We start from the raw sequence: 16,171 nt of genomic DNA on the forward strand, positions 1-16,171 counted from the left end.
GACCTACCGCTCCCTGATCACCTTGATCGCCTTTATCTCCCTTGACCCCCGGAGCGCCCGCCGGGCCCACCGGACCTACCGCTCCCTGATCACCTTGATCGCCTTTATCTCCCTTGACCCCCGGAGCACCAGCCGGGCCCGCCGGACCTACCGCTCCCTGCTCACCCTGGTCGCCTTTATCTCCCTTGACCCCCGGCACACCAGCCGGGCCTACCGCTCCTACCGTCCCCGGCACACCCTGGTCGCCTTTGTCTCCCTTCGCTCCCTGAGCGCCAGCCGCGCCAATCGCACCAGCAAGACCTTGCTCGCCTTGCGGCCCAACCGGCCCCTTATCGCCTTTGATGTTGAGCGTGTAGGCGGTTTGTCCGGCCTCACAGCTGCTGCCCGGCGCAAGCAATTTGATTTGTCCGTTGCTGCTTACGCAAATTTGAATCGTATCCAGCAGCATCGAGTTCGCCCATGCCCCCGGAATTTGTGTGCCTAACAGCAAGACGCTTGCCGCTACGGCGATTTTGCCCTTTAACGTTTTCATGTACTTTATCCCCCTCTTCCTCACTATTGAATAAACTGGACAAGCTTCAACATCCGCTCCAGCATAGCCGCTGACTCCGCACGCGTAGACACACTTGCCGGACGAAAAGCGCCATCGCTGTCAATCACACTGATCTCGGCCGCCTGCTTCACCGCTTGCTGCGCCCACGCAGAAATAGCATCTTGATCGGTCATCGATGCGCGTGCGACCTGATTCTCCGGCTTCACTTCCGTAAAAGTCATCGCCCCGATAATCATCTGCACAAGTTCTTCCCGGGTAACGGGGCGATCGGGACGGAACGTGGCGTCTTCATAGCCCGAAACGAGTCCGGCCTGATAAGCCGTGTTGACCGCTTGCTCGTACCATCCGCCGGCAATGTCCGTGAACGGGCTTTTCGTGTCGCTTGGGGTAAGCCCCAGCGCTCTGACCAACAGCGCTGCGATTTCCGCGCGCGTGATCGGCGCATCCGGCGCATAGACACCCGGGCTTCGGCCTTGAATGATCAGCTTGGCGGCCAACAGCTCAATCGGTGTTTTGCCCCAATGGTTCTGCACATCGTTGAACGTAACCGGCTTATTGATCACTGTGTACACACTCGCGCCTTGCCGCTTCATGTAAGCGAGCCATTGCCCATTTTTGTTATCAAAAGTCGTCGGCACGTAATGGAACTCCTTCGTCCCCGGCACCCACCATACGCCTGTGGCCGTGGTCGGCACGCTATCGCCGCTAATTGGCAGCGTACGTGTCACATAGCGGTTAAATTTGCTAATAAACGCGCTCGCACCGCTGTTTCCCGTAACCTGCACCTCAAAAGCCATCGCCAGCGTCAACTGCTCCGCCGCCATTTCGCTCACCGCTCGCTTTACCGCCGCAGCAACAGCGTCTTCAGGCGCGCGCACGATAAAATGAAACTGGATATCATCCTCCGGGATCTTGAATTTTTGGCTGTACGCTTGAGTTGAAAGCTCAGAAATCGGCACGGACATCGATGCCCCGCCGGCTTGCAAGACAAGGACGGCTTTCGGATTTACCTTGCCGATTTCACGCAGGCTAGCCCCCGAAATGCGCACTTCTCCCCCGGTCGCCTGCAAATCAAGCACCACAGTACCTTGCCTAATCGCCTCCAAAGTGATCGGCTTTGAACTCGCCGCCCCTTTCTCTGGCACAAGCTCGACCTGAATCGCCGATGTCGGTGCAGAAGGCGATCCCGGCGAGGAAGGTACCGGCTCGCTCGGGGCTGAAGGCGTCTCATGGTCAACGACCGGTGCCGTTACCTTAATCGCCGTATCCTGGGACAGATTGCCGTAAGTCGCAGTCAGCACCGTCTGGCCGGCTTTAAGCCCGCGCACAATCCCGCCGTTATCGATGGCGGCAATCGAAGCGTCAGCCACGCGAAAAGCAGCAAAAGCCGTCACATCGCTCACCGACTGATCGCTCCAGCGCGCACTCAGCCCGGCTTGTACCTGCTGCCCGACATTCATACCGTAAGAAGCCTGACCGAAACTAAGCGAAACCGGTTCAATCGCTACCACACTGCGGCTAAAAGACACATAAACATTCGATGTCACCGTCGCACCGTTCAGGCTGGCTGTCACCTTGGCTGTGCTTTCTTCACTTGCCGCTGTCAAGACAGCTTGATACGTTCCGTAACTTTCATAGCTAAAAGACAGTGAAACCGGCAGCGGCGCCCCATTCGGCGTTCCCGGCGGAATAGCCCCCGCCTCCCAAGCGGCCTGCGGCTCCAACAACGAGCCGGCCGCATTCGTCAAGCTGCCCAATCGGCCGTAAACCGCCGACACGACGCTCGCCTCATAGCGACCGTAAGTGACGTGCGTCACGGTGCCCAGCTCGCCGCCTGTCGTAAACAACTGCAGCGCATCCGCCGGCTCGGCAATATCATTGCCGAAAGCATCCTTCAGCTGCAGCGAAATGATCGTCTGGCTGCTGCCGTCCGCAGGCAGCGCCTGTCGGGAAGCCGTCAGCACCGAGCGCTCCGGTGAAGGCGCCCCGGGTGCAAAATACACCCGCGCCATATCCGTCACCGTCACTCCCGCCGCTTCCGCACTGATGTAGCTGATGCCGGCGGTGGTCGGAGCCGTCAATACAGCGGTGTACACGCCGTTCCCCTCTGCAATCGGGGCCGTCGCCCAGGTGCCGAGCGAAGCCTGCAGCCGGATCTGATCCGGCGACAAGTCAACGGCCCGGCCATCTTCATCCCGCAGCACAAGCTGTAAATGCGCCACGCTTGTCCCGTCAGCCTGAACCGCAGTTTCGTTCGCGTACAGCGCCCCTTTAAGCTCCGTCCATGGGGACGCATAGACAGGCAAAGCTGGCGGCAGCATGCTGACGACCAGCAGAATCGCCGCCAAGCTGCACATAAACACGCACCATGTTCGCATATAGCGGTATTTCCGTAATCTCATAAATACCTCCCGTTATGAAATTTGAAATGAGCCCATACTTCACTACATAAATAGTTTAGTAGTATTTCTCCCTCCTGACTATCCCCAAAAAAGATAATTATTGAAATATCCGCCATCCGGAGGGCAAAAAAAGCCTCAGCATGGTATGGAAATCTCTGTATTTGATCGTCCGAATCAGTCGTGCAGGCAGTTGCATAATCATTCATACTTCTTTATAATTACACGATGTTCATGTTCATACTACAAGTTAGGAGAGAAACATAGTGAAAAAGCATTACCGTTATACGGCGCTGTTATTGTTGATGCTGGTGCTGCTGACCGGCCTTCCTGTTCAGACCGCTTATGGGGCAGGCAGCCAGTCGGAGAACACCCTTGTTCTGGGTACCAGCGCCGAATTTGCGCCTTATGAATTTCATAAAACTATTAATGGAAAAGACCAGATCGTGGGCTTTGATATTGATATTGCTCGTGAAATTGCCAAGGACATGGGAGCAAAGCTTATTATTGAGGACATGAGCTTTGATGCCTTGCTGCCCGCTTTGCAAAGCGGCCGGGTTGATCTGGTCATATCCGGAATGACACCAACAGATGATCGCAGGAAAAGTATCGACTTCTCCGAGAACTATTACCAATCCAAGCAGGTATTAATGGTTCGTACCGAAGATAAAGAACGCTACAAGAGTATGGATAGCTTGAAGGGTGAAAAAATCGGCGCACAAAAAGGCTCCGTTCAAGAAGAGATTGCGCGATCCATTCAGGAGGCTGTTATTACATCTCTTGACCGCATACCGGACCTTGTTCTGCAGCTGCAGACGAAACGAATAAATGCCGTCATTCTGGAAGACACCGTTGCCGTCGGTTACCTGCAGAACAGTGCGCTTACACTTGCGGAAGCCGTTCCGGACGATGCACCTGTTCAAGCGGCAATCGGTATCCGCAAAGGCAACACAGAGCTGCTGACACAAGTCAATTCGACGGTCGCCCGTCTAAAGAGCGAGAATCGTATTACAGAGATGGTTAAACAAGCGAGTATGCTGTCTGTAGATAAGCCGCAATCATCTGGAAATATATTTACAATATTCTGGGAATACCGCAGCTATTACGCAATTGGCCTCGGTTATACGCTGATGTTATCTGCGCTTGGCGTCCTGTTTGGCTTCATGATTGGCTTGATCATCAGTCTGCTGCGTATGTCACGTATCCGGGCGATAACCTTGCTGGGTACAACGTATGTTGAGATTTTGCGCGGGACACCTATGTTGGCGCAGCTTTTGATTATCCACTATGGGCTGGCGCTCACACTGGGGATCAACTTTACCCCGTTGCAGTCAGGTATTATCACGCTGTCCTTGAATAGTTCGGCTTATTTGGCGGAAATTTTCCGTGCGGGTATTCAAGGTGTGGATCGCGGGCAGATGGAAGCAGCCCGTTCGCTTGGCATGAACAGGTGGCTGGCGATGCGTCATGTTATTTTGCCGCAAGCGTTTAAGTCCGTTCTTCCCGCGATCGGAAATGAGTTTATTACGATTATCAAAGAATCATCCATTATATCCGTGATCGGAATGGCAGATATTATGTATCAGGCTGGAGTCGTGAAGAATATTACGTACAAGGGACTTAGCCCGCTCATTATTTCAGCCGCGATTTATTTTGTATTGACTTTCACGCTGTCCAAGCTGCTTGGCGCATGGGAACGGAGGATGGGAGCTAGTGATCACCGTTAAAGATTTACGCAAATCATATGGAGAAGCAGAAATTCTCAAAGGAATAGATATCAGCATCGAAGGCGGTGAGGTTGTCGTTGTCATCGGGCCGAGCGGCTCGGGGAAAAGCACCTTCCTGCGCTGCATCAACCTTCTGGAGCAGCCCAGCGGCGGGGAAATCCTGTTTGAAAACGAGTCCATTACCGCTCGTGGGCACAACATTAACGCCACCCGGGAGAAAATGGGCATGGTGTTCCAGCATTTCAACTTGTTTCCGCATAAGACCATTATGCAAAATCTGACCCTGGCACCTACCAAGGTGAAAGGCCTGTCAACCGCCAACGCGGAAAAAACTGCGTTGAAGCTGCTGCACACTGTTGGACTGGCAGATAAGAAGGATTGCTACCCTTCCCAACTCTCCGGCGGACAACAGCAGCGGGTTGCCATTGCACGCGCCTTGGCGATGGAGCCGCATGTGATGCTATTTGACGAGCCGACCTCGGCACTTGATCCGGAAATGGTAGGAGAGGTGCTGGATGTTATGAAGAAGTTGGCTAAAGGTGGCATGACGATGATTATCGTGACCCATGAGATGGGATTTGCCCGTGAAGTAGGCGACAGAATTGTGTTCATGGATAAAGGTGTGATCGTGGAGGAAGGGACTCCTGAGCAAGTGTTTGGAAATCCGTCTAACACCCGCACGAAAGATTTTTTGGCGAAAGTTCTATAGGATAATTACTTCTATAGATACGAATTATTATGTAGAGTAAAAAGATTTGCCTCAGAGACTTTGTTCTCTGAGGTTTTTTTGTTCTTGTCCCCTTTTTACTGATAGTTATAAATTCAGCTCCAGTTTCTTTATTATTGAAGCTATCGTCTCCCTTTAAACAATGTATGGATTAAATCTCCTCTCAACCTCAATCAGATCATTTTCCACATCCAACAATCCTTTTTCAGATAAACGTATCATAAGACATCGTGTAAAATGCTTGAAATTAATTCGACTATGTTGTCTAGTTATTTCACTCACTTTAGGTAATTTTACATCCATAAGCCACTCACATATTACCGAGAGAGGTACTTTCTCTAACTCCACCATTGCAGCTACAGTAGTAGCTATACGCTCATCCTCTTCTGAACTAAACACTTCTGGAGCATTTTCAAGTAATGAGCGTAGCCCATTCCATACCAACTTGCATTCTTCTAATCCTATGTACCTGTTGCGGACACATTCATCAAGAGCATCAGAAACATGGGCTGCTGCGTGTGCCCAACCTTTTCCTTCCACGAAGCCACGATAATCTTTTTCACTCTTACAATAAGTGATTAACGCATTCATTATTTTATGGACTTTGTTTTCTGATAAGTATTCATCCCTATTATCACGAATAAGCAACAACGCAATTAATAATGAGGAAAAGGAACGCAAAAAGATACGATCCGTACCTACTTGTTCAATCCTATTGAATAACATATTTTGAGAGATAGCATTATCGAGCAATTTTACTAATTGTTGATCTTGAAGCAACTTTTTTTCCAATAGCCAATTATGAAGTATGCTATACGCTAACTTATCACGTAACTCTGGATCTGTAGAAGAAAGTAAATCAACAACTTGCTGAACTATTAAATATTCATCTATTCCTTGTGGTAGTGAAAAATTATTTTCCACGATTATTCTTAATTCTTCTTTGAGCACTTTCTCAACTCCATTTTCCCGTTAATTCTTCCAAAAATAATACTTTATAACATACCATGTAGATAACCCATCCTAAATATAGTACCTTATTTTAATAAAAATCTCTTTATATGTTTGTGAACATTCTGCCCGTTAGTTATGCAAGAAGAAGCCGTTCGTCGAAGTTTATACCTGGGATCAGCTGCCGCGTGGCGAGCTGTTCCCTCATTATTTCACGATCGTTCCCAGTTACCTTAATCATTAATTAGTTGACGAAACTGAAATTTGCGCTCATTCTGCTGTTTTAACGACCATGCAGCATTAGATAACAATTTTTCATCTTGCTCCTTTTCCAATATTTTCGTTAACGCATTCACAACTCTTTGATCAAACATTTGGTTGCCTAACATATGAATCGCGGAGCGTCTCACACGAATATTCTGATCGTACAGCGCCCGTTCTACTAAGAAATGAACGATATCAACACATAATGGATTGTCCTTGCACGATTGACAGCCATGCTATGGACGGCGTGTCTTCGTACGTCGGGATGAGAATCATTTAACCTTTGAATTAATGGTTCAATACATGTTTCGTCTGCATTGTGATCCATAAGAGCGACACACCATTTTCCCTCGGTTTTAAGGGTCTAACTCACGTTCACTCGCTCATTCGCAGGATTTCATCACCTTGAAAATAACGATCGCCTGGAAAACAAAACTTGGTGCGGAACCATCCACTTGACCATATCTGATATTGCCAGCACACAACTCACTCGTCATACCAACAACGAGAAAAAACGGTCTGTATTCGCATCAATTTCGCGATAAGACCGTTTTTGTTTTTCATCGATATTGTTTATGTTGTTTTTAAATAAAAAAAGCTGATGAGATGATTACCAAAAGAATAAAAAGAACCAAGACAGATGCTACGCCTGAACCATACCCTGCACAACTTCCACCAATTCCACCAACTCCACCAACTCCACCAACTCCACCATAACCTAAGCCCATGTTTACTCATTCCCCTCAAGTGAATTTTCACTACGGTATAAAATATGTTCGTTACATAGTCCTTGATTGGACATACGTCAGGGGTTTGCTTTCTGGAAGGACAAATAGGGTAATCTGGCGAATTACTCTGCATGGCACACCTGCGGCAAAGGAGCCTTCTGGGATATCTTGAGTCACAACACTACCTGCTCCTATAACGCATCCGTCTCCAATGACAACACCGCCGCATACCGTTACATTGGCTGAGAGCCACACATCGTTTCCGATCTTCACAGGCTTGGCGTAACATAGCGATTTAAGTTGTTTTGCAAATCGTCATTATCACAATATTAATTAGTTTGTTTTTACCATTCTACCTGATCGAAACGCATGTTTTTGTAGTAAAAGATTTTGTCTTGATCCGTAATCTCTCGGAGCACCTTGCAGGGGTTACCGACTGCTATTACATTGGCTGGAATATCTTTAGTTACCACACTGCCACCCCCAATGACACTTCCCTTTCCGATTGTAACACCTGGTAAAATGATGGCTCCGCTCCCGATCCAAACTCCATCTTCTATAACGACCGGCAAGGCATACATTCCGCCTTCTTTACGCATTTGCGGGTGTACCGGATGATTGGTCACAGCGATCGTTACATTTGGGCCAAACATCACGTCATTTCCAATCGTAACCTTATAGTCATCGACAACCGTTAAATAAAAGTTGATATACACATGATTGCCTACCGTAGTATTCGAACCGTAGGACATATGGATTGGAGGCTCCATCCATACATGTTCACCCATGCTCCCAAAAAGCTGTTTCATCAGAGATTTCCGTCCATCCAAATCATCGGGATGCAATCGATTGATTTCGTAGCACAGAACCTTGCCTCGCTGGCGTGCACGAGCTAGAGCAGCAGCTTCCTCTGGGTAATTAGAATCGTGATCGGTAAACAATTGACCGTTCTTCATTCGCTCTTGAATATTCATGCACTAGTCTCCTCTGCATAAAATTTATATTTTTAATAAATATGAAATAGGTATAAATCATTTTCTTAACTAACTTGTTCAATGTTTCTTGTAATATTGTTCAACCATTTGTATTGACGATATCTGATATAAGTAACAGGAAGCTTAACGACCTCATCCAAACTAATTACGATATACAACACGATGGGAGGTACTTGGTAAACAAAAGCACATAAGTAGCCGAGTGGTAATATTATGCCCCACATCACAACAGTATCGCACCAAAACCCAAATTTAGAATCGCCGCCAGCAGTAAATATACCCGCAATTGTCGTGGCATTCATCGACTTGGCAATACAATAAAAAGCACTGATATACAGCATGCCATCCAAGTAATTTTGTGCAGTAGTGTTCAAGCTCACGATAGAGAAAACCAATGGTTTCAGTGCCAAAATCGTGCATCCTGCAATAAATCCAAAAATCAAAGCGTACAGGCTCATCCTATTGCCCGCATGTTTCGCCTTCTCAATCTCTCCCTGCCCCAAATATTTGCCAATTAATACAGATCCGCCGCTGGCAATGCCTCCACATAGTACAATAGCCAGGTTCTTGACCATGGATGCCACCGAATTCGCTGCAACCATGTCAGAGTTTACATGACCGATAATTGCGGCTGTCGCAGTTAAAGCAATGCCCCAAACCATATAATTGCCTTGGACAGGCAAGGTATATTTCCAGAAATCCTTTAATAAATTACGCTGAATGCCTTTAGGTGTAGGAAGTCGGAAGCGAATCGACCCTCTGGTAACGGAATGTACAATACAGAAGGCAAGTTCAATGAAACGAGCTAAAACCGTTGAAAGGGCAACAGACGCAACCGCGAGTTTAGGCATCGCTGGAAAGAGAAGAAAGATGCAGATTGCATTGAACAATATGTTCAAAATTAGTTCCACAAGATTATCGAAAACAAACAAAAAGTAACAACAATCTTGCGGAGAGTAACCAGGAAAAACATAAGGCCACCGAAGTAATCGGCAGCCTTATCGGTTTATGGTAAGTTAGGTTCCCAGGATTTGAGTCCTAACAATTTGCATCCTAATGGGGAGAGGTATGTCTGAAACGGTTTCGCATGCCAATACTGCACTCTTTCTTGTATGGTCATGTCATTGATTTCTTTAGCGGGGATCATGGTCAGGGGGAGCCAAAATGCATCCAAGTCTAAACCAAGGTCAAGGTGACATCTTTCCGCATCGAAAATAATGAGGTCGCTGAAGGCATGATAGACAGGCTTATGCATTCGAATATCCCATAACGATTGATGATGAGTTGAATACGCGGCATTCGTTCCGCCTTCTATCAACCATTGCAGATAACGGAGAACGTAAAAGTTAGTCACAGCTTTGGGATATACAACAAAGCCGTGTTGTCGCCAGCTGGAAACATTCTTTTCTTTCGGTAAATCCAATGTTTTCTCCCACCTTTCATCACCATGCATACTGATCTGTAAGGAAAAAGAGCACAATGCTTTTCAAGTCGTTTAAGAAGTCGTGATCATTGTAGCAGATGATGCCTTAAAAAAACAAGTTGAAATTGCATGATAAACGCTTATAATGACTTATAAAGACTTAAATGTTCAAAAGAGGTGGTGAGGATACATTGTATCAGGAAGAACGTCTCAACAAAATTGTTGATTATCTAAAGCAACATGGGCGTGTTAGCATTCAAGATATTTGCCATTTTTTCGGAGTATCCCGAGACACAGCTCGCCGTGACCTTTTAAGGATGGAAGAAATGGGCTTGGTCATCAGAACGCATGGAGGAGCCATTCTCCCTAAACAAGCGAATAAAGTTCATGAATACAGAGAACGTCTGGTACGTGAATCCGAAGAGAAACACAGGATCGGGGTCTTTGCGGCCTCTCTTGTTAACAATGGCGACTTCATTCTGATGGATGCTTCAACGACGGTCCAATTTGCTGCCGAACATCTTACCTCTACGAATGTAGTCGTTATTACAAATTCAATCGATAACGCAGACGTACTCTCCAAGAAGCCTGCTGTTCGAGCGCTTCTTCTTGGTGGAGAATTGCATCCTCAGCATAGATTCTTATTTGGACAAGCGACTATCGACAAACTAAGGGATTATCAAGTAGATAAATTGTTTCTTGGGGCTTGCAGTATTACACTTGATGGACTCTTTTACCTGAATGAAGAAGATGGGTTTGTCAAACGTGAGATGATTAAACGAGCAAATCAAATTATCGTGTTAGCTGACCACACCAAATTTGGGGCGCGAATGTTCTACCGGGTCTGCGGGCTTGAAGCCATTGATTTGCTGATAACGGATAAACAGCCTGAACAAGCTTTTGTAGAAATTCTTCAACAGAACAACGTTGAGTTGTTAATTGTTTCAGATGAAGGAATGACTGAAGAATAAGCCCGAAAAATGGCATCGTCGGGGGTTTGGGAAAGCCAAGTCCCCCCCACCATCGACCATTTCATGCAGCAAACGCATGAGCACTTATTAAATTAATTTAAAAAGGCAACATGGCATGTATCGCAACTCATTTAGCAAGGAGGACCACCAACATGAATCAGTCATTAACTAACCGCCAAATTTGGCAATGGCGTATCGCCATTTATTTCATATTTGCTTTGCCAGGGTTTACGATCTCTTCTTGGGTATCGCGTACACCAGCCATTCGGGATGCTTTGGAAGCTACCACATCACAGATGGGCTGGATCATTTTGGGGATGTCCATTGGTGCTATCGTCGGCCTGACGAGTGCCAGTCATTTAATTGCGCATAAGGGCGGTCGCTTTGTCATGATGACTGGTCTGTCCATAAATGCGGTAGGGCTTCTGGTTGTTGGGATAGGCGGTACGTTGCTTACAAACAGCATTATGTTGTTTGGCGGATTAGCAGTTTTTGGATTTGGAAGCGGAATATGCGATGTTGCGATGAACGTGGAGGGAACTGCAGTTGAGAAAGTCGCCAAAAAGTCGCTATTAACCGGTTTTCATGCAGCATTCAGCGTGGGTACACTGCTAGGTTCATTGGCAGGAACAGGTGCTGTTAAGATCGGCATATCGGTCCCCATTCATCTGGCACTTGCGGCGGCTGTTGTCCTGGTTACGACCTTATATGTATATCGACTCGTACCAGCAGGCACAGCGAAGGAATCCGGTGATTCAAAAATGCCGTCAATGAGCGTCAGAGATCGTATGGCCATATGGAAAGAACGGCGTACGATTTTGGTTGGCATCATCGTACTTGGAATGGCTTTTGCGGAAGGATCAGCAAATGACTGGTTGCCACTTCTTATGGTGGACGGTTATAACGTTACGCCTGCCATGGGGTCATTTTGCTTTGGCGTCTTTGTGGCCGCGATGACCATTTGTCGTGCAGTAGGTGGCACATTGCTAGATCGGTTCGGCAGAGTTGTCATACTGCGAGCATCTGCGATTTCCGCCATTACAGGACTGCTTCTTGTTATATTCGGACATAATCATGTAATCGCGATTGTCGGGATTGTGTTCTGGGGGTTTGGCGCGGCATGCGGTTTTCCTGTGGGACTGTCTGCCGCAGGTGACGATCCCCGCGGTGTTGCCGCAAGAGTCGGCGCCGTATCGACGGTCGGCTACATCGCTTTCCTTGTTGGCCCTCCCGTATTAGGGCTAATCGGTCAATCTGTCGGCCTACTCCGTGCTCTAATCGTAGTGTTAATCACAGTTGTGGTTGCTGGATTGCTGTCGCAAGCAGCCAAGCCGCTAGGGGTGCAAACAAGAAAGGCTAACGACCAGAAGACAAAGTTTGAATCCATATCCTAAAAGGAGAGAGTTTAGCGATGACACAACCAAGCAGAGAGCGAATGGCATGGAAGGCAGGAGTGTGGCTGAATCCCCCACTATCGTTCCAAGAGGATGGCGATCGTTTAAAGGTTATACCTGAGAAAGGGAAAGACTTCTGGAAAAAAACCTTATATGGCTTTGAGTTCGAAGACGGGCCTGCACTTCTGGCCGCATGGGACAAAAACACAGCTGTTGAAGTATCGTTTGAGCTTGGTTCGTTTACAGGGTTATATGATCAAGCGGGTTTGCTCCTCTATCACGGTCCAGAACAATGGATTAAAGCCGGTATTGAAATCAACGATGGCATTCCCCAACTTGCTGTTGTGGTTACGAACGGGTACTCCGACTGGTCGCTTGCGGCCGTGCCTGAATGGGTCGGAGAAGAAGTTACCATACGCGCATCAATCGTGAAGGATGCCGTTATTATTCGTGCCAGAAGAAAACACGATACATGGCGCACGATTCGAGTCGCAAGGTTCCCCTACCCTACGGGGAATCAAGCAGGCCCGTTTGCGTGTTCACCAACCCGTGAGGGCTTTGAAGTTACGTTTACCCGTTGGGAAATTGCTGCCCCAGATCAAGACCTCCATGTGGATCCCCCAGTCTAATGACAAGAAAATCCCTGTATCCTTCTTAACCCTTGTTACCTGAATCATTCGCATTTCATTTTCATGGATATGTTCTTGGCCTCTTACTACTTCTCGTGTGTTGCAGTAGTAAGAGGTCATTTCCAACGCCTCCAAACCTGAAATAAATCTTTCGGTGCAGCCCTCTTTTTTCAGCTTACCAACGTTTTTCCGCTAATCCTGATCAATTTTCCCCAATACGCTCGTTCCATCTTTTTTCAGTGCCACAATTTGTTTACCAACCATTTTTCGAGCGTCCTCTTTCCGAATTTGGGATGTCACGAACGTCCACCTCCTTCTGCCACCAGAAATAACTCCTCCACAGCAAATGCTCATCTAGGCAAATGATTGAAATTCAGTCTGATTGGGTGAAAGCCTCCACCGAAAAATCGCGCCGTACATAGTATGAGCCAAATAAGGTGTGAACCGCCTGTTTCGGGGTGCAACTATGGAATTATTGGAGAAAGTACAATTTGAAATTGAACGCTGCATCCGCCGTCTGAAGGCGGAGCAAAATGCGGATGGGTCTTGGAGGTATTGTTTTGAAACAGGACCTTTGACAGACGCCTATATGATGATTCTCTTAAGCACCCTTAACAGCCAAGACAAGGAGCTCATTTCCTTACTGGGTCAGCGCTTGCTGAACAAACAAGCAGTGAATGGAGCATGGAAGCAGTACGACGATGATGAGGGTCATCTCTCATCTACGATCGAAGCTTATACCGCGCTGCTGCTTACTGGTTATTCAGATCGACATGACCGTCACATGCAATTGGCGGAAGCCTTTATCCTTCGTAACGGCGGAGTTGAGAATGCACATATTTCCACCAAGTTCATGCTGGCTTTAAATCATCTCTACCCTTGGCCTGCCTTTTATCCGATCCCTCTATGCTTATTGCATATGCCAAAGTTTATCCCCTTTAGCTTCTACAGATGGAGTTCCTATGTTCGTACTCATTTTGCCCCCGTATTGATTCTTGGCCACCGGAAATTCTCGCTTAGGCAGCCATCTGCGCCGGACATCACTCACTTATTTGTGACTCGTAAACACAGGAAACTTGATAGAAAGGGTCATTGGTTATATGTATTTTCCAAACGCTGGCCAGCCAATCCTGTCTCTAAGGCGGCAATTAAGAAAGCGGAGCGTTATGTGCTGCAAAATATCGTGCAAGACGGGACTCTTAGCAGTTATGCGAGCGCTACCTTCTACATGATTTATGCTCTTCTGTCTCTCGGTTACCAGCCCGATTCTCCCATAATTCAGCATGCCATTCAGGGTTTATCCTCCTTCAGATTCCAAATAAACGATGAGGCCCATATTCAGAACTCTCCTTCTACGGTATGGGACACAGCGCTGATCTGCCATTCTTTACAAGAAGCGGGACTAACCACAGAAGATCCGGCAATTCAGCATGCTGCTCAATATTTACTTACTCTACAGCAAAAAGATCTAAAGGAGGGGCTAGGGAACACTCTTGTTCACCTCGCAGGAGGATGGGGATTCTCTGAAAGCAACACGGCAGATCCGGATGTGGATGATACGCAGGCCGTTTTGAGGGCGCTTACGCGGTTTGCTGACCATCAATTAGACTATCGGGTGGCTTGGAGAGCAGGAGTTAACTGGTTGTTGGGAATGCAAAATGATGATGGTGGCTGGGCAGCCTTTGAAAAAAACAGCAACCCAAATATAACTCGCCTATTCGGTATACAGAACTTTGCTGATACGGCTGTAGACCCTTCTGCAGCGGATATAACAGGTCGTACCCTTGAATTTTTGGGCAGCCACTTAAAGTTGACAATGACTCATCCACGGGTTCAAGACAGTGTGCACTGGCTTATCAAAAATCAAAAACACGATGGGTCATGGTATGGCCGGTGGGGAATTTCTTTTATTTATGGTACGTGGGCAGCTGTTACCGGGTTGAGAGCAATTGGGATGTCTGTCGATCATCTGATCATTCAACAAGCGGTTGATTGGCTGTTAAAGATCAGGCAACTGGACGGTGGGTGGGGCGAGTCTTGCAAGAGCGATATAGATAAAAAGTATGTTCCTGCACCATACTCTACAGTGGTTCACACGGCCTGGGCACTCGATACTCTTATTGCCATCCATGACCAGCCAACCGAAGAGATTAATAAAGGACTGGCCAAATTAATGGAATGGAACATGCAGGAAAGCAAACGATCATCGTACCCAACCGGTGCCGGGCTGCCCGGGCATTTCTATATTCATTATCACAGTTATCCCCATATTTGGCCCTTACTCACCATGAGTCATTATATTAAGAAATATAATAACAATTGCATTTAACCAATTTCGCTGGTACGAAAGAGCAGCCCTAATGTGTCAGATAGTAACTCCATTAGGTCTTTTGCATCTTGAGCTGTGGGGACTTCTGCCTGTACACTTATATAACTTTACATTCAAATCAATAAAAACAAGCTATTTGACATATTATCCATGACCAGTATGTTCAATTAGCTTGTTTTCTTAATTGCGTATTCAACTAACGTTTTCCGAAGCGTGACAAATGTTTATGTGATCACGAATGAATCATGCGATCCCCGAATTGGCTTGGCAGCCAAGGGGCGTAAGCCGTGCCGTAGATTAAACGCTGTTGTAATCGGGGTCAGAAGTTACTGAATCCATGGATTCTTTACAACAGTCCATTCCTTTATAAGTCTTACTTGTGCTTCTATATTATCGGAAATATCTCCAGGCTCGTTCTGAAATAATACTTGTTTTCTTACATTCTCATTCTTTAATTCTATTATGGATATATTCTTACACTTAAGATTATCTTCAGTAATATTGTTTTTTCTTTTATCTATAAGTTCTATGTAGTCAAGCGTCCTTAAGTCTTTATAATTAAGGTTTCCATCTATTTTCCATAAACTTACATCTATCGATTCAAACGATTTCGATTGGTTACTTGTACCTATAATCTGGTCGTGAATTTCTGTCATGAAATAGTTATAGTCGTCCAATGATCTCCACATACCAATAATTATTGCCTCATGCTTATTTTTAATATTCCAACCACCAACTTGTGCAATAAATCCGCTAATTGATTCTAGTTCTGACCATTTGGATTGTGCGATATGAAAAGTGGTCTTTAAATCTTCATTTACTATACAGTTTATAATTTTTATCAACATCGAAACCTCTTCTGAGATCGTATAAATTTTTTGACGCCATAAAAAATGCTCCCTTAGAACATCGGAATCCCCTACTAATGCTTGAAATATTCTGCAAGCTAATCTGCATCAGATCCATGTTTGATTTCAATGTGATTCATCAATGCCATAATGATTTAAACTACTCGCTTCAATATATTTATCCGGTTGAAAATCAAATTCATTACTGTTGATGTATCTAACTTCACCTAAGT

The 16,171-nt window shown here is 46.5% G+C and carries 15 protein-coding genes and 1 pseudogene; 6 read left to right on the forward strand and 10 right to left on the reverse strand.

Annotated features, from left to right (window positions below):
* Together AC3WRW_RS31505 and AC3WRW_RS31510 are read right to left on the reverse strand one after the other, a co-directional pair.
* A pseudogene (locus AC3WRW_RS31505) lies at nt 1–532 on the reverse strand (hypothetical protein); the annotation flags it as partial.
* 23 nt (nt 533–555) lie between these two features.
* Entirely contained in the window at nt 556–2,955 is a 2,400-nt protein-coding gene (locus AC3WRW_RS31510) for an invasin domain 3-containing protein (RefSeq protein ID WP_492550170.1), read from the reverse strand.
* Nucleotides 2,956–3,218: 263 nt separating this feature from the next.
* Between AC3WRW_RS31510 and AC3WRW_RS31515 the strand changes: the two genes are divergently transcribed.
* Together AC3WRW_RS31515 and AC3WRW_RS31520 are read left to right on the forward strand one after the other, a co-directional pair.
* The gene (locus AC3WRW_RS31515; protein ID WP_492550171.1) at nt 3,219–4,679 is read left to right on the forward strand and encodes an ABC transporter substrate-binding protein/permease; all 1,461 of its coding nucleotides are present in this window, start codon (nt 3,219–3,221) and stop codon (nt 4,677–4,679) included.
* The gene (locus AC3WRW_RS31520) at nt 4,666–5,388 is read left to right on the forward strand and encodes an amino acid ABC transporter ATP-binding protein (RefSeq protein WP_492550172.1); all 723 of its coding nucleotides are present in this window, start codon (nt 4,666–4,668) and stop codon (nt 5,386–5,388) included. Before AC3WRW_RS31515 ends, AC3WRW_RS31520 begins: the two co-directional genes overlap by 14 nt.
* Before the next feature lie 153 nt (nt 5,389–5,541).
* Here the strand turns inward: AC3WRW_RS31520 and AC3WRW_RS31525 are convergent, their stop codons facing one another.
* The 7 genes from AC3WRW_RS31525 to AC3WRW_RS31555 form a co-directional block, all read right to left on the reverse strand.
* Nucleotides 5,542–6,357 carry a DUF2785 domain-containing protein gene (locus tag AC3WRW_RS31525; protein ID WP_492550173.1) on the reverse strand — a complete coding sequence of 272 codons (816 nt, stop codon included), beginning with the start codon at nt 6,355–6,357 and terminating at the stop codon, nt 5,542–5,544.
* A gap of 233 nt (nt 6,358–6,590) precedes the next feature.
* A complete protein-coding gene (locus tag AC3WRW_RS31530) occupies nt 6,591–6,815 on the reverse strand; it encodes a HEAT repeat domain-containing protein (RefSeq protein ID WP_492550184.1) in 225 nt (74 codons plus the stop codon).
* Nucleotides 6,816–7,205: 390 nt separating this feature from the next.
* Nucleotides 7,206–7,349, reverse strand: coding sequence for a YjcZ family sporulation protein (locus tag AC3WRW_RS31535; RefSeq protein ID WP_492550174.1), 144 nt, complete (start codon nt 7,347–7,349; stop codon nt 7,206–7,208).
* A gap of 51 nt (nt 7,350–7,400) precedes the next feature.
* The gene (locus AC3WRW_RS31540) at nt 7,401–7,622 is read right to left on the reverse strand and encodes a DapH/DapD/GlmU-related protein (protein ID WP_492550175.1); all 222 of its coding nucleotides are present in this window, start codon (nt 7,620–7,622) and stop codon (nt 7,401–7,403) included.
* A 71-nt stretch (nt 7,623–7,693) separates the two neighbouring features.
* On the reverse strand, nt 7,694–8,323 hold the full coding sequence (locus tag AC3WRW_RS31545; protein WP_492550176.1) for a DapH/DapD/GlmU-related protein: 630 nt from the start codon (nt 8,321–8,323) through the stop codon (nt 7,694–7,696).
* A 65-nt stretch (nt 8,324–8,388) separates the two neighbouring features.
* Nucleotides 8,389–9,255 carry an MATE family efflux transporter gene (locus AC3WRW_RS31550; RefSeq protein WP_492550177.1) on the reverse strand — a complete coding sequence of 289 codons (867 nt, stop codon included), beginning with the start codon at nt 9,253–9,255 and terminating at the stop codon, nt 8,389–8,391.
* 95 nt (nt 9,256–9,350) lie between these two features.
* The gene (locus AC3WRW_RS31555) at nt 9,351–9,767 is read right to left on the reverse strand and encodes a hypothetical protein (protein WP_492550178.1); all 417 of its coding nucleotides are present in this window, start codon (nt 9,765–9,767) and stop codon (nt 9,351–9,353) included.
* A 191-nt stretch (nt 9,768–9,958) separates the two neighbouring features.
* Between AC3WRW_RS31555 and AC3WRW_RS31560 the strand changes: the two genes are divergently transcribed.
* The 4 genes from AC3WRW_RS31560 (at nt 9,959) to AC3WRW_RS31575 (ending at nt 15,090) form a co-directional block, all read left to right on the forward strand.
* Nucleotides 9,959–10,738, forward strand: coding sequence for a DeoR/GlpR family DNA-binding transcription regulator (locus AC3WRW_RS31560; protein WP_492550179.1), 780 nt, complete (start codon nt 9,959–9,961; stop codon nt 10,736–10,738).
* A 152-nt stretch (nt 10,739–10,890) separates the two neighbouring features.
* The gene (locus tag AC3WRW_RS31565) at nt 10,891–12,132 is read left to right on the forward strand and encodes an MFS transporter (RefSeq protein ID WP_492550180.1); all 1,242 of its coding nucleotides are present in this window, start codon (nt 10,891–10,893) and stop codon (nt 12,130–12,132) included.
* Nucleotides 12,133–12,149: 17 nt separating this feature from the next.
* Entirely contained in the window at nt 12,150–12,761 is a 612-nt protein-coding gene (locus tag AC3WRW_RS31570) for a DUF1349 domain-containing protein (protein WP_492550181.1), read from the forward strand.
* Nucleotides 12,762–13,227: 466 nt separating this feature from the next.
* Nucleotides 13,228–15,090, forward strand: a complete 1,863-nt coding sequence (locus tag AC3WRW_RS31575; RefSeq protein WP_492550182.1) for a terpene cyclase/mutase family protein — start codon at nt 13,228–13,230, stop codon at nt 15,088–15,090.
* Nucleotides 15,091–15,416: 326 nt separating this feature from the next.
* Here AC3WRW_RS31575 and AC3WRW_RS31580 read toward each other — a convergent pair whose 3' ends face one another.
* Nucleotides 15,417–15,938 (reverse strand): DUF4937 domain-containing protein, encoded by a 522-nt coding sequence (locus AC3WRW_RS31580; RefSeq protein ID WP_492550183.1) that lies wholly within the window; start codon nt 15,936–15,938, stop codon nt 15,417–15,419.
* Between the last annotated feature and the right edge of the window lie 233 nt (nt 15,939–16,171).

The organism is Paenibacillus sp. FW126-R14 (assembly GCF_058789495.1).